This is a genomic window from Caulobacter sp. GSs2 (assembly GCF_058680895.1).
In genome coordinates this window covers 1,152,501-1,172,791 of the sequence record NZ_CM178725.1, presented here as the reverse complement: position 1 = coordinate 1,172,791, position 20,291 = coordinate 1,152,501, and the positions used below count along the sequence as shown (strand labels likewise).

The window sequence follows — 20,291 nt, the reverse complement described above, 5'->3', positions numbered from 1 at the left end:
GTCCTTCCACGGCTGTTTTTTGCCGCATGGGGCTTGCTAGGAGATCCGGGCCAAAGCCCCGACCGTCCCGTTTTGGCGCAAGCCGACCGGGAGGCGGGCGGCGGCTCGATTCTTGCTGGCCAAACGGCCGGACGACGTCGTGTGAAGGGGATCGCCATGAAGGCGCCGAAACGATCGATGCGCGGGCTGACCTGGGGCCTCGGCGCCCTGCTGGGAAGCCTGACGCTGGGCGGCGCGGCCTATGCTGCGGGCTGCACGACCGGCTGTCCGCCACCGCCCCCGGTCTGTTGCAAGCCTCCGGCGCCTCCGCCTAAGCCTCCCAAACCGCCCACTCCCCCGTGCTGCACGCCGGGTCACAACGTCAATATTCCGGGCGTGAACATCAATGTCGGCGCGACGGTGATCGTCAACGCCAATGCCAACGCCACGGCTTCGGCCGGTGCGTCTTCGGGCGCGGGCGCCGGGGCCGGCGGGGGCGCCAGCACCAACGTCTATTATGGTGGCGGCGGTCACGGCGGTTACTATTCTGGTCCGATGTCGACCGGCTATATCCAGGGCCTCAATGTCGAGGGCGGCGAAGTGCGCCGTCGCGCATCGTATGAAGCCACCCGCACCAAGCTGCGCCGCGTCGTCATCCGCGCCGTGTGCCTGGACGATCGTGACGTGCCGCACCCGGCCTCCCAGGTCACGCCCGACCGCGACATCGACGACCGCTATGACGGCGAGCTGTATCGCTGCATCGCCGGTTCGCGCATGCAGTACGTGATTGGCGACTACGAGAGCAGCATCGACATCAGCACCAATGGCCGCGGCGCCCAGACGTACATCTGCGCCAAGAACGAGGCCCTCTATCATGCTCCTGGCGCAGGCCAGGCCGGCCAGGCGGGGACCTTGACCTGCCGTCCGCAGCGTCCGGCCCGCGACTGCAACGAGCGCTCGCTGCTCCGCCGCTTTGGGGCTGGCGTGAAGATCCTGACCATCCTGACCAGCGAGACCTACACGGCCTATCGCGAGGAGCAGGTCCGTGAGACCAGCGCGTCTTCGATGAGCTTCAGCCTCGATGGCGGCGTCGGCGGCGTGGTCTACTAGACCTTCGCCATCGCCGGAAAAGTTCAGGCCCTCCCGCCAGCCGGCGGGAGGGCCTTTTCGTGTCTACCTGGCTTCCGGCTTGACCAGCACGGTCCAGGACCTGTCCTCGCCCAGGAAGGTGCGGGCGGCCTTCTGGACGTCGGCGGCCTTGACCCGTTCCAGCCCGGCGATCACCGAGCGGGTGGCGTCCAGGATCCGCGGATCGGTCTGGGCGCCCGACAGGTTGCCCAGCCAGTATTCGTTGGTGACCCGCGACTTCTCGATCTGGTCGATGCGCGGCTTCTTGGCCCGTTCCAGTTCATCTTCGGTAACGGGCTTGTCGCGCAGGTCGGCGGCGATCTGGCGGATGGTGGCGGCCACGCCGTCCAGCTTGTCCGGCGGCACCTCGACGCTGACCGACAGATAGCCCCAGTCGTTGAAGATCACGCTGTGGGTGGCCCCGGCCGAGGGCGAATAGGTCGCCCCCTGCTTTTCGCGCAGTTCGTCGGTCAGCCGCAACTGCATCACCTGGGCCAGGACCGAGGTGTCGCGTGAGCGCTGCAGGTCGGAGAACAGGTCGTCGGTTCTCCAGCTCATGAACAGCTGGGCCTGGTCGGCGCGACCCTTGTGGGTCAGCACCACCGGCGTCTGTGACGGGGCGGGGAAGGGAACCTGACGCGCGGCGACGGGATCGGCCAGACCCGGGCGGGTGGGCAGGGCCCCGAAGGTCTCGGCTACGGCGGCGATCGCCTTGTCAACAGTGATGTCGCCAACGACCACGACCTCGATCGCGCCCTTGCTGAGCGGATCGGTGACCGCCGCCTTCAGGCCATCGAGCGAGGCGGCGGCGATGTCCGTGCGGGACGGGAAGGTCCAGCGCCTGTCGCCGTTGTGCAGCAGCCCGCTGAGGTCGCGCCCGATGACGCCGCCGGTGGTGGTTTCCAGCTGGTCGTGAATGGTGCCGTAGTAGGTCTTGATCCGCGAGAAGGCCTCGGGCCGCCAGCCCGGCTCCATCGCGAAGCCGGCCAGCACCTGCAGTTCCGTGCCGACATCCTCGGGCCGCGTGCGGCCGCTGAGGGTGAAGGCGTCATCCTCGACGCCCAGGCTGGCGTTCCAGATCTTGCCGTTCAGCACACGCTCCATGTCCTGGGCGCTGATCTGCTTGAGACCGCCCTCAATGAAGGCCGAGCTGGACCACAGCGGGCTCTGGGCCCCCGAGGGCAGATCCAGCAGGCCGTTACCGATGCGGGCCTTGATCAGCACCTGATCGTCGCGGAACTTGGTCGGCTTGACCGTCAGTCGCACGCCGTTCTCGAACCGCACGAAGACGGTGTCGAGGTCGGTGACGTCCTTCTGCTCGGCGACCTTGCCGATCGGTCCGAAGCTGGCATAGGGCCAGGCCGTGACGCCAGGCGCGGCGGGGGGCAGTACGGCGACCTTGCGGGCGTCTGCATAGGCGGCGAGCACAGTCTTCTCGGCACCCTCGATATTGGTCGGGCTGGGGATCAGGATCAGCGGCCCCTGGCCGGCGAAGGCCGCTTTCAGGGCCGCGCTGACACGGTCGGCGGTCAGGCCCTTCACGATCTCATCGAAGGCGGCCAGGTTCTGGCTGGGGCTGGTGACGGTCTCGCCGTCGCCGAGGGTTCCGACGATGCCGCTGGCCAGGGCGGTCGTGCGCTGGGTGGCCTCACCCGACACGGCCGCGACCAGGGATGAGCGCATGCTGGCGATCTCGCGGTCCAGCTCGTCCTGGCGCACGCCATGTTGCACGGCGCGGCGCTGTTCCTGGTCCAGGGCCGACAGCGCCTCGCGCCAGCGACCGGGCTGGGCGGTGGCGCCCAGGGTGGTCATGCGCACGGCGCCGTACTGATCGCCAGTAAAGGCGCCGCCGGCGATGAAGGGTGGATCGGCCGCGCGGCTCAGGGCCTGCATGCGGCGGTTCAGCACCGCAAAGCCCAGGTTCTTCAGCGTGTCGCGCTCGTCGGCGGCCTTGGTTTCGATCCTGTCGTCCGGCGCGCCGGCCCAGGATAGCTGCACCGACAGGGCCGCGCCGGGCTCGACGATCACCCTCGCGGTCTCGCCGCGCTTGGCCACCTTGCCGACCACGGGATCAGCGCCGGCCGGACCCTTTGCGGTCCAGTCGCCGAAGCGGGTCTTGATCTTGGCCTCCATGGCGTCGAGGTCGAAGTCGCCGACCGCCACCAGCACCGCCCGCTCAGGGCGATAATAGGCCTCGTAATAGTCGCGGATCCGCTGGGCGGGGGCGGTCTTCAGCACCTCGGTCTTGCCGATGGGAATGCGCTTGGGTGGCAGCTGGCCTTCCATCTGGAAGTCCATCGACTTGATGGCCACGCGATAGCCGGGGCTGTCGCGGGTGCGCTCTTCCGACAGCACCACGCCGCGCTCGCGATCGACGGCCTCGGGCGCGATGGTCAGCTCGCCGGCCGCCTCGCGCAGCAGCATCAGCGAGGTGTCGACCGTCGCGTCGTCGGTCTTGGGAAGGTCCAGCTGATAGATGGTCTCGTCGAGGCCGGTGGAGGCGTTGGTGTCGGCTCCGAAGGCCAGACCGTGGCGCTCCAGGATCTTGATCATCTCGCCTTCGGGCACGTTCTTGCTGCCGTTGAAGGCCATGTGCTCCAGGAAGTGGGCCAGGCCCTGCTGGTCGTCGGCCTCCATCATCGAGCCGGTGTCGAACCACAGGCGCAGGGCGGCCTGCTGGGGCGGGGTGGCGTTCTTCATCAGGGCGTAGCGCATGCCGCTGGGCAGGACGCCGAACCGCACGCGGGGGTCGGGCGCGACGTCCGAGACCTCATGAGCCCACTGACCGGGCTTCAGTGACGCCAGGGCCGGCCCAGCGGGCTGGGCCGGCGCGAGGGTCGCCTCCCTGCCAGGCAGGGACGGCATGGACAGCTTGGGCAGGGCCGAGCAGGCGGCGAGGGACAGGCCGACGGCGGCCAGAAGTGTCAGGCGCGAAGCGCGAATCATAGACAGCCTAAGGTTAGGTGAGCTTGGTCGAAGCCACACCTTGGGCGTCCGTGAAGGCGCAAGCAAGGCGGCCAGCGCCCCGCTAAAGCCGCGATCAGGCGGCGGCCCCGTCGCCGCTCTGGCGGCGCAGGCGCCAGAAGCGGATGGTCCGCAGCGCCGCGTCCCGGGGCAGGGCGCCATAGAGTTCGCCATAGACCTTGGCCTTGCCCATCACGTCATCGGACGGATCCAGGATCAGCAGGGCGAAGGTCAGGAACAGAGCGCGGTCGAAATCGGCCGCCCTGCAGACCACGGCCAGGGCGTCCAGTTCGCGGCGCTCGAGGATCTTGCGGGCGGTGTGGAAGTCGATATCGGCCATGTCGGCCAGGGCGACCAGGAACAGCGTGGTCTTTTTGGCGCGCAGCATCCCGGCCAGGGCCTGGGGCGAGACGCCGCCCTTGGCCTTGATGGCGTTGAACTCGTTCTCGGCCTGGGCGTGATCGACGGGCAGGGCGCCGTCCTGGGCGGCCACGCGCTTGCGACCGGCATTGAGCGCCGCTTCCAGCGTGGCCGGATCCATGCCGGCGTTCTTCTCCATGATCCGGTCGCGAAGCTTGGCCTCGACCATGAAGTACATTTCGTTGAGCAGATCGACCGGCAGGCTGTGGCGGTCGATGACGGCCTCATGCAGGGCCGGATTGGCGGCGGCGCGGTCGACGACGGCCTCATGCGCTTCACGCGACAGTACAGCGCCTTCATTGCGCAGCAGGACGCCAAGCGTGTCGTCATCGCCGCGCTGGACGATGGCGTCCGATACCGCGCTGGGAACGCTGGCGCGCTGCGAGATGGCGCGCAGATGGTCCTGGCCGCGGGTGCGGGCCACTTCCAGCAGGTCTTCTTCCGACAGGCTGGACGAGCCGCGCAGGATCGGCTGGGCGACGGCGATGCTGTCGAGGGCCAGGGCCCTGTTGAGGCCGCGCGGCGGGGCCGGCGCGTGGCTCAAGCGCTCGGCCAGCTCGACCTTGACAGCCTCTTCCATCTCGCCGGCCAGCTGGCTCATGACGTCGTCGAAAAGGCCCATCTGCACGGGGTCGTGGACATCGCCGGCGAAGAACAGATCGGTGACGCCGCGCAGCAGCTCGCGGCGCTTTTCGCTCGACGGCTCGTCGGCCAGGGCGATCAGGTCGTGAAGCCGGGACTGCATCAGAGCGACCGGTCCTTGTTGTCGCGCTCGCCGTCTTCGTCGCCGCGCGCGCCGGCCGCCAGCCATTCGGCCGAACCGTGCCGGGGCTCGTCGTCCTTGAGGCGGGGCGCTTCTTCGGACGGAGCGATGAACACCATGCCGTTCGGCTGCAGCGGGGGCAGGGCGTCAGGCTGCTGGCCATATTGCCGGCCTACGGAATAGGTGCGGGCCATGCTCGGGGCCATGGCCTGCGACGGAGGCGAATAGGACGCCATCGTCGCGGGCGAGGCCTGGAGCTGCGCCGCCGGGATCGATGGGCGGTTGATCTGGGGCGGGGGGGCGATGGGCTGACGATCGGCCTGGGCGAGCGGCCCCGTGGGCTGTGGTCGTGCGCCAAGGCTCCGCCAGGGTTCCGACATCGGCGCCTGGGCCTGGGTGTTAGTCATGGTCTGGCGCGCCTGCGGCGCGACATAGGGCTGACGCCAGGGCTCCGATACGGGCTGAGAGCCTTGGGCGCGCGGCGCGGCGGACTCCTGCTTGCCGGCCCAGCTCAGGATCGGCCCGCCATAGCCCGACGCGGGTGTCAGGGCGCCCGTCTGGCGGCTTGGTCGCGGACCATAGCGGCTCTCGCGCGTGTCCTCGGCGCGCGCGGCGGACGCGGCGCAAGCAAGGACGGCGATGAGAACCATGGTGCGCATGAGGCGGCCTGACGGAGGACTCCGAGGTTTCAGCCTTAGCCTGCCCCGCTTAATCCGGACCTAACGTCCGCGCCAAACTGCGAGCAGTCGACGCTCGGCCAGCTCCATCAGGGCGTGAAGCGCCACACCCAGCAGGGCCAGGGTCAACAGGGCGGCGAACACGCGCGCCGTCTGCAGGCGATTATAGGCCTCCAGGATCCGCCAGGCGAGGCCCTGGGAGCCGCCTGAACCGGCGACGAACTCGGCTACCACGGCCCCGATCACGGCCAGGCCGGAGGCGACCTTGTGGCCTTCCAGAAGCGCGGGGACGGCCGAGGGCAGGCGCAGGCGCCACAGGCGCTGGGCTGACGATGCGCCATAGAGGTCGAAAAGGCGGGCCAGGTCTGGATCCACGGCCTTCAGGCCGGTCAGGGCGCCCGAGAAGATCGGGAAGAAGGCGACGACGGCGGCCAGGCCGATCACGGCGCGTTCAGGATGGTCGATCCCCGCCCAGATGGTGACCAGCGGCGCGATGGCGACCAGCGGCGTGACTTGCAGCGTGACGGCGATGGGACGGATCGCGTCTTCCAGCAGGGGGCTCAAACTGACCGTCAAAGCCAGGGTGCAGGCCAGCAGGCTGGCGATGGCCAGCGCCAGCAGGGCCGTCGACAGCGTGCCCCAGGCCGAGGCCAGCAGCAGCGGCCAGCCCTCGATCAGGGCCGTCCAGATCGCGCTGGGTGGCGGCAGCAGATAGGCCGGCACGGCCAGGCGCGCGCAGGCCAGCTCCCAGCCCGCCAGCAGCAGGCCGATCAGCACGAGCGGCGACAGGAAGGCCGACAAGGTCCTCACGCGGCGCGAACTCCGGCCTGGGCCAGCAGGCCCGACACCGTCTCGGCGGCTTGGCGAAAGGCTTCGGTGGTGCGAAAGCCTGCAGGGCGGATCAGGGGGGCGTCGATGGCCACTTCTCCCGCGATGCGGCCGGGGCCGGGGGTCATGACCACGACCCGGCCGGCCATATAGACCGCCTCCTCGACATTGTGGGTGACGAAGATCATGGCCGGCGACAGCTCCCCGGCCAGGGCCAGAACGTCGTCGGCCAGGGCGCGGCGCGTGATCTCGTCCAGCGCCGCGAACGGTTCGTCCAGCAGCAGCAGGCGAGGGCGGGTGACCAGGGCGCGGGCCAGAGACACCCGCATGGCCATGCCGCCCGACAACTGGGCGGGCCGCGCCGCAAGCGCCTCGCCCAGACCGACCTTGGCCAGGGCCTGGGCGGCGGCGGTCATGGCGTCGGCGTGCCGCTCGCCGGCCAGTTCCAGAGGGAGGGCCACATTGGCCTGGGCGCTGAGCCACGGCGCGAGCGTGGGAGCCTGGAAGACCACGGCGGTCTCGCCCCTGGCGGCGGCGCGGGTCACGGCGCCCCGTGTGGGCTGTTCAAGTCCCGCCAGCAAACGCAGGGCGGTGGACTTGCCGCAACCGGACGGCCCCACGAGGGCGACAATTTCGCCGGCGCGCAGATCCAGATCCACCGGCCCCAGGGCGCGGCCGCGCCGAGGATAGTCGACTTCGACGGCGGAAAGAGCGGCGATGGTCAGTGTCATTGGCCCTTGGGCAGGAACTGCAGCGTGTAGGCGCCCTTGTAGTCCATATCCTTGGGATAGACGCCCTGATCCGATGCGACCTTGAAGAACTCCGCCCAGCGGGCGTCGGTCATCTGGCCAATGCCGTCCTTGGGGACGATGCCGTAGGACCGCATCTTCTCGCGGGCCTGGTCGAGGACGTCCTGGGTCATCTCAGGATTGTCCTTGAGGATGGCCGCGTCGCCCGGCTTGGCGTCGCCATAGAGATAGGATTTCCAGCCCGCAGCCGTGGCCTCGACGAAGGCCTGCGCGGCCGACGGGTTTTTGGCAATGAAGCTGTCGGGCATCAGAGCCATCGAGGCGTAGGCGGGATAGCCGCTGTCGGCCAGCAAGAACACCGCCGGCTTGATCTTGCCCTCCTTCTCGATGAGGTAGGGCTCGCTGGTGACATAGCCCTGCTGGACAATGCGCTTGTCGGCTAGGAACGGCGCAGCGCTGTAGTTGTATTTGCGGACTTGAGCGTCGGTGAAGCCGTACTTGGCCTTCAGCCAGACCCAGAAGGCGGTGATCGAGGCGTCCGCCAGTAGGATCGGGCGGTCCTTCATGTCGGCGATCGCGTTGATGCCTTGGCCGGGGTGGGCGATCAGCACCTGGGGGTCCTTGTCCATGAAGGCGGCCACGGCCTTAACCGGGGCCTTTTCCTTGGCCAGGTTCATGACGATGAAGCTGTTGGAGCCGACCCCGGCATCCACCGCGCCCGTGGCCAGCAACTGGGGCACGTTCACGCCGGGACCGCCCTGGATCAGGGTCACATCCAGCCCGCGCCTGGCGTATTCGCCAGTAGCCAAGGCCTGATAGTAGCCGCCAAGCTCGGCTTGGGCGCGCCAGTCGGTGGCCAGCTTCATGGCGGTGCGACCGGGAGCGTCGGCGGGTTCCTGGCCGGCGGGCGAGCAGGCGGCGAGCAGCGTGCAAAGGGTGAGCACGGCCAGTTTGCGGAAACCCATGAATCCCTCCCGGACAAGGTCGCGAGAGGTTAGGCGGCGCGGCCGCATCTTCCAAGAGCGAACGCGGTTCGGTTAGTCGATGCTGGTGGGAGCGGTCCGCCAGCGCTCGACCTTGGCATAGAGCACCTCGCGCTGAATCGGCTTGGCGATGTGATCGACCATTCCGGCCGCGTAGCAGCGCTCGACCTGCTGGGGCAGGGCGTCGGCGCTCATGGCGATGATCGGAACCCGGCTGGCGGGCGAGTTCAGGGCGCGGATGGCGCGGGTGGCGGCCAACCCGTCCATCAGCGGCATGTGGATATCCATCAGGATCATGTCGTACTCGCCGGTCGCAGCCGCCTCGACGGCCTGCTGACCGTTTTCGGCGATATCGACCTCGCAGCCGGCCAGGGTCAGCAGGGCGACGCCGATTTCACGGTTCATCGGATGGTCGTCGACCAGCAGGATACGGGCGGCGCCTGGCAAAAGGGGTGTCCGTTGCTCGGGAACGCCCAAGGACTCGGCGATCGGCGCGGCGATCTCCATCCAGAAGCATGAGCCGCGACCCGGCACGCTGTCGACGCCGATCTTGCCGCCCATCAGTTCGACCAGCGCCCGGCTGATCGCCAGGCCCAGGCCCGCGCCGCCATAGGTGCGGCTTGCCGAACTGTCGATCTGCGAGAAGCGCTGGAACAGCAGGGCCTGTTTCTCGATCGAGATGCCGGCGCCGGTGTCGGTGATTTCGAAACGCAATCGATCTTCATGATCGCCCGGCTCGACAATCAGGGTGGCGTCGATGCGTCCCGTATCGGTGAACTTCACCGCGTTGTTGAGCAGGTTGAGCAACACCTGGCGCAGGCGGGCGTCGTCCAGGTCGTGCAGGGCGTCGATCGGATCGATGATCTCGAGGTTCAGTTTGAGGCCCTTGGCGCGCGCCTCAGGCGCCATGATCGCGACAGTGTCGCGCAGCAGGTTCGCGGCCGAGGTCGGTTGCAGCAGCAGTTCCACCTGGCCGGCCTCGACCCGCGAGAAGTCGAGGATGTCGTTGACCACGGTCAGCAGGGCGCCGCCGGCGGAGTCGATCAGGTTTACTTGCCGGCGGGCGTCCGGCGGCAGGTCGTTGCGGGCCGCCAGCAGTTGGGCAAAGCCCAGCACACTGTTCAGCGGGGTGCGGATCTCGTGGCTCATGGTCGCCAGGAACTCGGTCTTGGCCTCGGTCGCGGCCAGGGCGCGGGCGCGGGCGGCGCGGGTCAGCTGTTCGCGGCGCACCAGCAGGCGCTTCAGGCGCTCCTGCTGCGCCAGGGCCAGGCCGGTCGCCAGATTGGTGCCGAACAGCAGGCTGATGAAGACCTGGGCGACGCGGGTGGGATTGGCGGTTTCCCATCGCATGCCCATGGCCAGATAGCCGGTGGAAGTCACCAGGGGAATGGCGATAAAGGCCACCACCAGAGAGCTTTCCGCAGCCCCCCGGGCGCCCAGTCGAAAGGCGGCCAGCATAGCCAGGGGGAAGATCAGGAAGGGCGCCGGAACACCGTCAGGATGAAAGCAGACCGCAGTCATCGCGGCGATCGACGCATACAGCGCCAGGCGCTCGGTAATCGAGCGATGGAAGGCGCGACGATGCTCCGCGTCCAGCAACACCAGCACAGCGGGGAGCACGACGGCGAGCCCCAGGCCGCTTCGCGCGAACCAGGCCCACATCAAGGTCAGCACGGGCGCTCCCGAGATTATCGAGAGCAGCGGCGCGCAGATGATCGCGGCGGCTGCTGCGATGGGGGCGCCTACCGCGACGAGAAGCGCTAGCTGCCGCATTGTCCGCAGCCGCAGCAAACCGCCGGAAATCCGGCGCGCCACGGCCCAGACCGCATAGGCTTCCAGAACGTCGACGCTGGTGAAGAGCAAGGCCTTGCCGAGGCTGTCTCCGACAAGCAGGTCGATGATCAAATGGAAGACAATCATCACGCTGGTCAGGGCGATGCGGCGCGGCGCATTCAGCGCCATCAGACCGACGATCAGGAGGCCGTTCGCGGGCCAGAACGCCGCGACACCCAGATTGGTCCGGGTCAGGAAGTCGCTGAAGGCCAGGCTGGCGACGACGGCCACAGCCAAGCTCAGCAGCAGGGTGTTCTGCCGCCGTTGTTCTTGTTGTGCCAGCTGTTGCCGCATGTTTGTCCCGTCCCCCCGGATCAATACGCTTCCGACTGTTCAAGGTTGCTGCCCAATTTGGTCGCTGTGGCGCTTTGTCGCAGGCGATGATCGCTTTCGACTAAGGTCCGACCTTGAGCCACCCCCCTTTTACTTTGGCGGAGGCACGACAATGCATAAGACAGCGGGCGCTTCAAGCACAGGTCGCGTCTCAAGGCCGCTCGGCCGGTCGTTGCCGCGTTCCTGACAGGCGCTTGTCGGGGGGCGTCGGGGCAATCACCCGGCGAGCGGGTTGATCGCCGGCGAGCGGGTGACGCAACGGCAGGGCTGCCAGACCCGCCGCCAGAACTTCAACGCCACCAGAGTCCGCCATCGCTGGCGATCTTGGTCCATAGACCTATCCCGCTCCCTCGCCACACTGAGCGGAAGCCGGCATTCCAATAGCGCGCGAGCGGGAAGAGAGCGGTCGGGTAGCCGCTAGCTGGAAAGGGTCTCGCGCTTCTCTTCCAGAGCCATCCAGTCCTCTTCGGCCTGCGCCAGGTCAGCGCGGGCCTTGTCGAGGGTCTTCATGACCTTGTCGAAGCCGGCGGGATCGCGCGCGTAGAAGTTCGGATCGGCCAGCCTGGCTTCCAGATCGCCGATGATCTTGGGGCTGGCCGCGACCAGGGCTTCGCACTCCTCGAGCCGACGCTGATCCTTGTAGGACAGTTTGACGGTCTTCTTGGGCGGAGCGACTACCGCCGGAGCGGCCTTGGCGGCTCCCGTGGCGAAGTCGCCGCCACCGGCGCCGCGCGCGCCCTTGAAGAAGTCGGGGCTCTGGTCGATCAGGTCGCTCCAGCCGCCCGGAGTCTCGATCACCTGGCCATGGCCGTTCATGGCGATGGTCGAGGTGGCCAGCCGATCGATGAAGTCGCGATCGTGGCTGACCAGGATCAGCGTACCTTCGAAGTCGGCCAGCAGGTCCTCCAGCAGGTCCAGCGTGTCCATGTCCAGGTCGTTGGTGGGCTCATCGAGCACCATCAGGTTCGTGGGCGTGGCCAGGGCGCGGGCCAGCAGCAGGCGGTTGCGTTCCCCGCCCGACAGGCTGGTCACGGGCTGGCGCAGTTGGGCCTCGGTGAACAGGAAGTCCTTGGCGTAGCCGGCGACATGCTTGGGCAGGCCGCGCACCAGGATGGAGTCGCCGCCGCCGGGGGTCAGGAAATCCCAGACGGTGATCTTGTCCGACAGGGCCATGCGGGCCTGGTCGACATAGGAGATCTCGAGGTTGGTCCCCAGGGTCACCGTGCCGGAATCGACGGCCAGTTCGCCCAGCAGCAGCTTGACCAGGGTGGTCTTGCCCGCGCCGTTGGGGCCGACCAGGGCCACGCGGTCGCCGCGCAGGATGCGGGTCGAGAAGTCTTCGACGATCACCCGATCGCCGAACTTCTTGGTGACGTTCTTGGCCTCGGCGACCTTCTTGCCCGAGGTCCCCGCCGCTTCGACAGCCATGTAGATGCTGCCGCGCATGTCGCTCTGGCGATCCTTCTTCTCGGCGCGCAGGTCCATCAGGGCGCGGCGGCGACCTTCATTGCGGGCCCGGCGCCCCTGGACGCCACGCGCCAGCCAGGCGTTCTCGCGCTCCAGCGCCTTGTTCAGGCGGCGCGCTTCGTCAGCGTCGGCGGCCATGACCGCCTCGCTCCAAGTCTCGAACTCAAGGAAGCCCTTGTCCAGTCGGCGCACCTTGCGGTGCTCGAGCCAGAAGGTGCGCTGGGTGACGCGGTTGAGGAAGGCCCGGTCGTGGCTGACGATCAGGGCGGCGCACTTGGAGCCGGCCAGTTCCTCTTCCAGCGTCTGGATGGCGAAGATGTCCAGGTGGTTGGTCGGCTCGTCCAGCAGCAGCACGTCGGGCTGCTCGGCGAAGGCGCGGGCCAGGGCCGCGCGACGCTTCTCGCCGCCCGAAAGGCCTTCGGTGCCCTTTTCGGGGTCCAGGCCAAAGTCGGCCAGGGTGGCCTGGGCTTCGTAGTCCTGGGCGCCGCCGGCGGTGCAATAGTCCAGCAGGGTCGCGCCGGTGATCTCCGGCTCCTGGCTGACAAAGACAATGCGCGCTCCGGGCTGCACGATACGCTCGCCGCTGTCGGGTTCGGCGCCCTGGGCGGCCAGGATCTTCAGCAGGGTGCTCTTGCCCGCGCCGTTGCGGCCGACCAGACAGGCGCGGATGCGCGGCTCCAGCGCCAGGTCGACGCCGTCGAACAGGGGCTTGGCGCCGTCGGCTAGCCGGACGTCCTTGAGGGCGAGAATGGGCGCGCGGGCAGGGGAAGCCATAAGGTGCTCGTACTGGGGGAGGCGTCAGAGTGTCGCGGAGGATGCGGCCTATAACAGGGATGGCCGGGAAAAGACGCCAAAATCCGGGTGATCCGGCTCGATTACCTGGCAAGGCGTCATCTGGCGCGGGGCGCGACACAATCGCCCGTTAACAGGTGGCCAATCGCGACATGCCTAGGGTCAAGCTGTCCCTGAGAGATGAATGCGCGCCTTGTCGTCGAAAACCGGCATACCCACCGCTTCTGCTCGTCTTCCTTTCGCGGTGGACGGCTTCGACAGTCTGCGCCAGCCGGTCTGGGTGTTTGATGACGCGCGCAAGCGCAAGGTCTACGCCAATCGGGCGGCGCTGGAGCTATGGGGGGCGGCCTCTCTCGAAGAGCTTCAGGCGCGCGACTTCGCGGACCAGTCTCCGGCTGTGCGCATCCGGATGGACGCCATCAGTGAACGCATCGCCCGAGGCGAGACCGTTCATGACCGCTGGACCTTCTATCCCCACGGCGCGCCCGTCACGGTGCGAACAGCCATATCGCTCATTCCACTGCTGGATGGCGGATCGGGCATGTTGTTCGAGGCGGCCGAGGTCGAGGCGCAAGAGCATCGGGCCATAGAGGCCTTGCGGCACACCACGGTGCTTGTCGCTCTGTACAATACCGAGGGCGCGCGGCTGTTTGCCAACCCGGCGGCGATGGCCGCCTATCCGGCTGACAATGCCTCCTTCGTCGATTCCTTTGTGGATCGCGAGGCTGGCGAGCAGGTCTGGCGCAACGCCCTGTCTGGACGACCCGGCTATGGGTCTTTCCTGCTGGCGACGTCCGCTGGCGCTCGCTGGCATAGCGTCGACGCCCGATGGGCCCGTGACCCCGTCAGCGGCGACTGCTGCGTGCTGGTCAACGAGACCGACATCACCGCCGAGATCGAGGCCCGTTCGGCCCTGGGTGAGGCCCGCGAGCGCGCCGAAAGCGCCGTGCGGGCGCGTCAGGAGTTCCTGGCCAATATGAGCCACGAGCTTCGCACGCCCCTGACCAGCGTCATCGGCTTTGCCGACCTGCTGGCTGCCAGCGCTCTGGACGACGTGCAGAGCAGCCAACTGGGTCGAATCCAGGATGCAGGTTCGGCCCTGATGGCGACGCTGAACGATGTGCTGGACCTGTCCAAACTTGAGGCCGGCGGCGTCGAGCTGCAGCCCCGTCCGTTTGCGCTGCGGCCCATGCTCTCCCAGGCTGTCGGCATTGTGGAGGCTCAGGCCCTGGCCAAGCGCCTGGCTTTGAACATGACGATCCACGAGAGCTGTCCGGCCTGGATCGAGGGCGATCCGGAACGTCTGCGACAGGTGCTGGTCAATCTGCTGGGCAACGCCGTCAAGTTTACCGACGAGGGCGCCGTAGGCTTGACGATCACCCGCCGGCCCCACCCGGACGCCACCGTGGCCCGCCTGGAATTTGCCGTCAGCGACACAGGTGTCGGGGTGCCTGAGGCTATGTTGGGCATGGTCTTCGATCGTTTCGCCCAGGCCGGACCGGAGGTTACCCGACGCTTTGGCGGCACCGGGCTGGGGCTGACCATCACCCGGCAGCTGGTTGAAATGATGGGCGGCCAGATCGGCGTCGACAGCACGGCCGGTCAGGGCTCGCGCTTCTGGTGCGTCGTCGACCTGCCCGTCGCCGGCAGGATCGAGACGTCCGCACCGGCTGTCGCGCCGCGCATTGCGGGAGGCCTGCGGCTGCTGGTGGCGGACGATAACGAGGCCAATCGCGAACTGATCGGCGCTATCCTTCGGTCGGCCGGCCATGACGTCCAGGTCGTCCGCGACGGCGCCGAGGCGCTGGCGGCGGTTCGGTCGGGTGACTACGACCTTGTCCTGATGGACGTGCGGATGCCGGTGATGGACGGCCTGACCGCCACCCTCAGCATTCGGGCTCTGGACGGCGATGTCGCGGAGATCCCGATCATTGCCCTGACTGCCAATGTCCTGGCCGATCAGGTGGCCTTCTATCGCGAGCAGGGCATGGACGACCATGTCGGCAAGCCGATCAATCCGCGCGACCTGCTGATCAAGATCGCCCAGTGGAGCTCGGCAAGGGTCCAGCGAGACCCCGTAACCGCCTGACGCCTCAGGTGCCGGGCGAGCTCACATAGAAGCTGGCGTTGTTGCCGGTGGCGGTGGTGACGCCGCTGACCGACCGCGCCGAGCCTGCGGTGGTCGTGGTGCGGGCGCCCACCTCGGCGCTGTTGACCTGATTGTTCTTGATCGTCATCTGGCCGTTGCACTGCGAGCAGGCATAGCCGGTGACGGCATTGCCCATGGCCGTGGACGAGACCACGGCGTCATAGCCGTCATTGCCCTCGAAGCTGGCCACAACCTCGACGCCACCGCCCGCATTGGTCTGGATGTTGTCCAGCACAACCTCGGTTCCATAGTTGCCGACCAGGGCGGAATTGCCGACGCCATGGGCGCCGACCTGGGCGGCGCTGAACTGGTAGGAGGTCGCCTCGGCCTGGGCGCGGACATAGGCGGTGTTGTACTGGCTTGAGGCCACGTCCAGCAGCGGGCCTTCATTGGTCGCCGACAGGTTGTTGCCGCTGGCCGAGGCTGCCGTGCTGGTCAGGTAACTGGAGCCATAGGCCGTGAACTTGCTGGCCTGGGTGATGCCGGCATTGGACTGCTCGGTGATCACCCGCGCCGCCGACTGCTCGGTTCCCGACAGTGTGATGTTGTTGCCTGTCGCCGTGCCGGCGACGGCGGCGGTACCGGTGATCGCGCTGGCGATCGCGCCGCCATCGGCCAGGACATTGGCCGTATTGCCCTGGCTGACCCGCACGCCCATGGCGCCGTTGATCAGGGTCAGGCCCTGGCTGTTGCCCTGGGCCAGGGTGCTCATCGACATGTCGTGCAGTTCGGCCTCGTGAGCCTCAAGCTGGCTGCGCGCTGTGACCGGTCCGGTGTTCAGCTGGGTGGCGCGGCCCGTCAGCGTGCCGTTGTCTGCCGCCGCCGTACCCGCATTGCCGACCGCCGTGGTCGTGAAGTTGCTGTTGGCGCCCCCATTGGTCCCGACATTGACCACACCGTGCGCGAGGACCGCGCCGGCGTTTTCCTGGTTCGAGGTCATCGCGGCGTCGGTGTTCTGCACCGAAATCAGGGCGCTGTTGGCCGGCGCAATGGTGCTGGCGCTGAAGCCGTCGGTGACGGTCTCGACGTTCAGGGTCTGCTCGGCGAACACGTCGCCCAGATTGATCTGGTTGTTCAGAACCGTGCTGGGCGCGGTCTGGCTAGTAGCGACCCCGCTTAGCATCGCGCATATCGGGATCGCTGCGAGCGTTCCAGCGAGACGGGTCTTCGCGGGTCTGCGCATTGTTGGTTCCCAGATTGTTGTAGGCCGGCACGAAGGCGCCCGTCTGTCCGACGGTGGAATCGCCCATCGGGTCGTAGCGCATGCAGCCTTGCGGGCCTGGCATGCCGTAGAGATTGGCGCTGAACTCGACGACCGAGCGCTCGATCAGCGCCCGCACGGCCAGCTGGATCGGCTCCAGCGCGCCCCGGCCGCCCGAGATGTCGAACAGGTTGCCATTGAGGAAGTCGAAGACCCCCAGGCTGATCTCGCGGCCCACCACCTGCTTCTGGTAGGCGACGACGTCGACCACCTCCAGCGTGCGGGTGTTCACCAGGCGCAGGTCCAGCGCGATGTTCATCACGAACACCCGACGCTTGAAATTGCCCTTCAGGCCGTCGGTGTCCTTGTCGCCGGCATAGGCGTCGATGCCGGCCGAACGGATGTTGTAGTTCAGCTCGGTAATGCCGCCGACCACATAGAAGTCCGAGCCCGGCACCTGGCCGGCCAGGATCCGGCGATAGTCCACAGGCACGTCCGCGCTTGGATTGGGGCGGTCGCTGATCAGCTTGTTGTTGGCGTATTTCAGCTCGAACTCCGACACCGAGGTGTCGAAGCGTTCGACCATCGGCATGCCGGCCTTGGCGAAGGCGGTCATGGCCAGCAGGGAGGCGCCCTGGGTGACCTTGCGGCCCGAGCCGTCGGACTCTTCCTTGCCGGTATAGTCGGCGATACGGCCGATCGCGACGCGCGGCGCGGCGATGCGGTTCTGCTTGGCATACTGGTTGAGGCAGACCAGCGCCGCCGAATAGTCGGTCGGGTTGGCGGTGACGGGCGCCTTGCCGATCGGCTTGGCGTAGTTTCCCTCCATCGACACCTTGGGCATGCCTGTTCCGCACGCCGTCAGGGCGGTGCAGGCCAGGACCGCCCCGATGAACGCGAGACGCTTACTTCCCATCGGATCCGCCCTTGACCGACGATCCCGCCGAGATGTTGCCGGTATTGGTCTGGGTCGAATTGACGATCACCGTATTGTTGTTGCCCTGGGTGATGACCGTCAGATTGTTGCCGATCGCCGTCGAGCTGCTGTAGCCGCGACCCCCGACGCCGGAATAGGCGTCTAGCGACCCCGAGGAATTGCTGGACGAATAGACGCTCTGGTCGGCGCCGGTCAGCATCACGCCATCGACCACGACGCGGTTGCCGTTAACGTCGCGGGTCGAATATTCGACCATGCGGCTTTCCTGGCCGGCGATACGGCCATAGCCGGCGTTGAAGGCGGCGGAGTTGCTGGACATCGTCTGGGCGCCGGCCGCGCCGAGCGCGCCAAGGCCCACGACGGCGGCGGTGAAGCCCGCGCCAAAGTCGATGCTGTTCTTGATCTGCCAGGCCATGAGAGCCTCCGCGACTGCCGACCCGAAGGTGCAAGCAACCCTCGTGCCAAATTCATACAGTCTCTGGTCTAGCGCCAAGGTCTCGCAAATTGGTTAAGCGAGAGAGGGTGCGACCCTGAATCGCGTGCGCCCCGCGAGTCGACCGCCTAGGTAAGAGTGTGATGACCCCCGACCGTCCCGACGACCGCCCCGAACAGATCTTCAACGCGCCCTGGCCGGCGGTGCTGGCGGCCGTCAGCATCCTGCTCCCGAACCTGGTGCTGGGCGGGGCCAGCGACGAGACCGTCTATCGCTTGGCCTTGGAGCCGGTGCGGATCTGGCGCGGCGATGTGGCGGGGCTGGTGACGTCGCTCTTTGTTCATGGCGGCTGGATTCACGCCCTGATGAATGCCGCCTTCGCCCTGGCCTTCGGCGCTCCGGTTGCGCGCCTGCTGGGTCTGGGGGGGAGGGGAGGGAGCGTCTTCGTCGTCTTCTATATAGTGTGTGGCGTCCTGGCCGGTCTGGGCTATGCGGCGATCCATCCGGGATCGACCAGTCTGGTCGTCGGCGCTTCGGGCGCTGTGGCCGGCCTGATGGGCGCCGCCGCCAGATTGATGGATCGGCCCGGGCGGCTGAGCAGCCCGCTTGCGCCGCGCGCCCTGTCCCTGGCTCTCAGCTGGCTGGTCATCAATCTGGTGATGGCGGCGCTCGGGGGTTTCCCGGGCCTGACGGGAGCCGTGGCCTGGGAGGCGCATCTGTTCGGCTTCGCGGCCGGGGCCCTGCTCATCTCGCTGGCCGTCCGCCTGAGCCCAAATTCAGAGACCCATTGATCCCCGAACCGCTTTGCGAGACCCTCGTTATTATAAGAACGAACAAGGGAGATGCGCAGTGCTGGTTTCTCAGATCCTGAAAGACAAGGGCGACCTGGTCTTCACGGCCTCGCCGCAGGAGACGGTAGGAGCGGCTGCGGCCCTGCTCCATACCCGCCGCGTGGGAGCCATGGTCGTCCTCGACGCCGACGAAGCGATTGTCGGCATTCTGTCGGAACGCGACATCGTGCGTGTGATCGCCAAGGAAGGCGCGGGCGCCCTGAACAAGCCGATCGCCGCCTGCATGAGCGCCGAGGTGATCTTCGCCCAACCCGAAGAGTCGATCGACATCCTGCTCGAACGCATGACCGACCGCCGCATTCGCCACCTGCCGGTAGTGCGTGACGGGCGCTTGGTCGGGATCATCTCGATCGGCGATCTGGTGAAGTACAAGATCAATGAGGCCCAGGCGGAGGCCGAAGGGCTCAAGGCCTATATAGCGGCGGGGTAAGGTCTCCGCTTACGGAGGCGGCGGCCGGCTTGGCCTGACCTTTTCCGGTGAGAGGGCTTAGCCCATGGCCGTCGTCCATTTGAAGCGTTGGAACCTGTCGATCGGCGCGGGCCAACCCTTGGTCGTGATCGCCGGGCTCAATGTGCTTGAGAACCTTGAGCTCGCGCTTGAGGTCGGCCGGTCGCTCAAGGCCGTCACGGCTGACCTCGGCCTGCCATTCATTTTCAAGGCCAGTTTCGACAAAGCCAATCGCTCCTCGATCAAGAGCTATCGCGGCCCAGGACTTAACGACGGTCTGGCAATGCTGGCGGAAGTGAAGCGGCGATTGGACGTTCCGATCGCTACCGACCTGCACGAGATCGATCAGGCGGGGCCGGTGGCCGCCGTTGCCGATCTCGTTCAGATCCCGGCCTTCCTTGTGCGCCAGACCGACTTGATCGTAGCGGCCGCTCGGGCGACCCAGGCAGCTGGCGGTTGCCTCCATATCAAGAAGGCTCAGTTCCTGGCGCCGTGGGACTGCAAAAACATCATCGAAAAGGCCCGGGAGGCCGCCCCGGGGCGTCGACATTGTCTTGTGCGAGCGAGGGAGCGCGTTCGGCTTCAACAATCTGATCGTCGACATGCTGGGCATTGGCGAGATGCAGAAGCTCGGGGTTCCTGTGACGATTGATGCGACCCATTCGGTGCAACTACCGGGCGCCGATCCGCGCACCCTTGGCGCCTCGACGGGCGGCCGGCGCGAGGGAGTGCCGATCATCGCCAAGGCAGCGGTGGCAGCGGGGGCCGACGGCGTGTTCCTGGAGTTTCACCCCGATCCCGACAAGGCGCTGTGCGATGGGCCGAGCTGTCTGCCGCTCGACGCGGCCGCCGGCCTGCTGTCGACCCTCAGGGCGATCCACCGCGCGGTGCGTCTATAGAAGTGGGGGAGGGGCGCTCTATCCGCCCAGCAGTTCCGCGCCTTCGCCGGCGACGGCGTCGGCCAGGCTGTAGCCTTCCAGAACCAGTGCCGTGGCGTCGCGCGCCTTGAGTAGCGCCTCGCGCAGGGCGCAGGTGGCCAGGTCGCGGCAGTCCTCGCAGCGGCGGAAGGCCGTGCGGCTGACGCAGGGGGCCAGGGCCAGGGGGCCGTCAACAAGGCGGATGACCTCGGCGAAGCTGATTGCGGTGGCCGATCGGCCCAGCATATAGCCGCCGAACTTGCCTCTGCGGCTGACCACCAGGCCCTCGCGCGCGAGGGCGAGAAGGATAGCCTCCAGAAACTTGCGGGGTGCGTCGGCGCGGATCGAAAGCTCGCCCGCCGTGACTTGCCCGTCCTCGCGGGCCAGTTCGATCATGGCGCGCAGTGCGTATCGGGCCTTTTGGGACAACATGGACGCT

The 20,291-nt window shown here is 67.4% G+C and carries 18 protein-coding genes; 6 read left to right on the top strand and 12 right to left on the bottom strand.

The features are described from left to right. The first annotated feature begins 156 nt into the window (after positions 1-156). The gene (locus ACW17Z_RS05770) at positions 157-1,089 is read left to right on the top strand and encodes a hypothetical protein (RefSeq protein ID WP_419317921.1); all 933 of its coding nucleotides are present in this window, start codon (positions 157-159) and stop codon (positions 1,087-1,089) included. A 63-nt stretch (positions 1,090-1,152) separates the two neighbouring features. On the opposite strand, the gene ACW17Z_RS05765 is transcribed toward ACW17Z_RS05770, so the two are convergent. The 8 genes from ACW17Z_RS05765 to ACW17Z_RS05730 form a co-directional block, all read right to left on the bottom strand. Beyond that, positions 1,153-4,053: a M16 family metallopeptidase gene (locus ACW17Z_RS05765; RefSeq protein ID WP_492057954.1), complete on the bottom strand. Its 2,901-nt coding sequence runs from the start codon at positions 4,051-4,053 to the stop codon at positions 1,153-1,155. Positions 4,054-4,147: 94 nt separating this feature from the next. Then, entirely contained in the window at positions 4,148-5,236 is a 1,089-nt protein-coding gene (locus tag ACW17Z_RS05760; RefSeq protein ID WP_492057953.1) for a DUF2336 domain-containing protein, read from the bottom strand. Next, positions 5,236-5,913: a hypothetical protein gene (locus ACW17Z_RS05755; protein ID WP_492057952.1), complete on the bottom strand. Its 678-nt coding sequence runs from the start codon at positions 5,911-5,913 to the stop codon at positions 5,236-5,238. Before ACW17Z_RS05755 ends, ACW17Z_RS05760 begins: the two co-directional genes overlap by 1 nt. Before the next feature lie 60 nt (positions 5,914-5,973). After that, positions 5,974-6,732 (bottom strand): ABC transporter permease, encoded by a 759-nt coding sequence (locus ACW17Z_RS05750; protein WP_492058491.1) that lies wholly within the window; start codon positions 6,730-6,732, stop codon positions 5,974-5,976. 5 nt (positions 6,733-6,737) lie between these two features. Next, the gene (locus ACW17Z_RS05745; protein ID WP_492057951.1) at positions 6,738-7,490 is read right to left on the bottom strand and encodes an ABC transporter ATP-binding protein; all 753 of its coding nucleotides are present in this window, start codon (positions 7,488-7,490) and stop codon (positions 6,738-6,740) included. Next, positions 7,487-8,473, bottom strand: a complete 987-nt coding sequence (locus ACW17Z_RS05740) for an ABC transporter substrate-binding protein (RefSeq protein WP_419317911.1) — start codon at positions 8,471-8,473, stop codon at positions 7,487-7,489. Before ACW17Z_RS05740 ends, ACW17Z_RS05745 begins: the two co-directional genes overlap by 4 nt. A gap of 72 nt (positions 8,474-8,545) precedes the next feature. Beyond that, positions 8,546-10,618, bottom strand: coding sequence for a hybrid sensor histidine kinase/response regulator (locus tag ACW17Z_RS05735; RefSeq protein ID WP_419317909.1), 2,073 nt, complete (start codon positions 10,616-10,618; stop codon positions 8,546-8,548). Positions 10,619-11,074: 456 nt separating this feature from the next. Continuing rightward, entirely contained in the window at positions 11,075-12,898 is a 1,824-nt protein-coding gene (locus ACW17Z_RS05730) for an ABC-F family ATP-binding cassette domain-containing protein (protein ID WP_492057950.1), read from the bottom strand. 211 nt (positions 12,899-13,109) lie between these two features. On the opposite strand from ACW17Z_RS05730, the gene ACW17Z_RS05725 reads away from it, so the two are divergent. After that, entirely contained in the window at positions 13,110-15,005 is a 1,896-nt protein-coding gene (locus ACW17Z_RS05725) for an ATP-binding protein (RefSeq protein WP_492057949.1), read from the top strand. Between the two features lie 4 nt (positions 15,006-15,009). Here the strand turns inward: ACW17Z_RS05725 and hfaD are convergent, their stop codons facing one another. From hfaD to hfaA, 3 genes are read right to left on the bottom strand one after another with little or no spacing between them, the layout of a single operon-like run. Then, positions 15,010-16,188 carry a holdfast anchor protein HfaD gene (hfaD, locus tag ACW17Z_RS05720; protein ID WP_419317903.1) on the bottom strand — a complete coding sequence of 393 codons (1,179 nt, stop codon included), beginning with the start codon at positions 16,186-16,188 and terminating at the stop codon, positions 15,010-15,012. After that, positions 16,166-17,182, bottom strand: a complete 1,017-nt coding sequence (hfaB, locus tag ACW17Z_RS05715) for a holdfast anchoring protein HfaB (protein WP_419317901.1) — start codon at positions 17,180-17,182, stop codon at positions 16,166-16,168. Before hfaB ends, hfaD begins: the two co-directional genes overlap by 23 nt. After that, positions 17,172-17,618, bottom strand: coding sequence for a holdfast anchoring protein HfaA (gene hfaA / locus ACW17Z_RS05710; RefSeq protein WP_492057948.1), 447 nt, complete (start codon positions 17,616-17,618; stop codon positions 17,172-17,174). The genes hfaB and hfaA overlap by 11 nt, the downstream gene beginning before the upstream one ends. Before the next feature lie 161 nt (positions 17,619-17,779). On the opposite strand from hfaA, the gene ACW17Z_RS05705 reads away from it, so the two are divergent. The 4 genes from ACW17Z_RS05705 (at position 17,780) to ACW17Z_RS05690 (ending at position 19,834) form a co-directional block, all read left to right on the top strand. Next, positions 17,780-18,427 (top strand): rhomboid family intramembrane serine protease, encoded by a 648-nt coding sequence (locus ACW17Z_RS05705; RefSeq protein WP_492057947.1) that lies wholly within the window; start codon positions 17,780-17,782, stop codon positions 18,425-18,427. 58 nt (positions 18,428-18,485) lie between these two features. Continuing rightward, positions 18,486-18,917 carry a CBS domain-containing protein gene (locus ACW17Z_RS05700; RefSeq protein ID WP_419252088.1) on the top strand — a complete coding sequence of 144 codons (432 nt, stop codon included), beginning with the start codon at positions 18,486-18,488 and terminating at the stop codon, positions 18,915-18,917. Positions 18,918-18,981: 64 nt separating this feature from the next. Further along, the gene (locus ACW17Z_RS05695) at positions 18,982-19,587 is read left to right on the top strand and encodes a hypothetical protein (RefSeq protein WP_492057946.1); all 606 of its coding nucleotides are present in this window, start codon (positions 18,982-18,984) and stop codon (positions 19,585-19,587) included. Further along, positions 19,538-19,834, top strand: a complete 297-nt coding sequence (locus ACW17Z_RS05690; protein WP_492057945.1) for a hypothetical protein — start codon at positions 19,538-19,540, stop codon at positions 19,832-19,834. The genes ACW17Z_RS05695 and ACW17Z_RS05690 overlap by 50 nt, the downstream gene beginning before the upstream one ends. 18 nt (positions 19,835-19,852) lie before the next feature. Here the strand turns inward: ACW17Z_RS05690 and ACW17Z_RS05685 are convergent, their stop codons facing one another. Then, positions 19,853-20,284 carry an RrF2 family transcriptional regulator gene (locus tag ACW17Z_RS05685; RefSeq protein WP_492057944.1) on the bottom strand — a complete coding sequence of 144 codons (432 nt, stop codon included), beginning with the start codon at positions 20,282-20,284 and terminating at the stop codon, positions 19,853-19,855. Between the last annotated feature and the right edge of the window lie 7 nt (positions 20,285-20,291).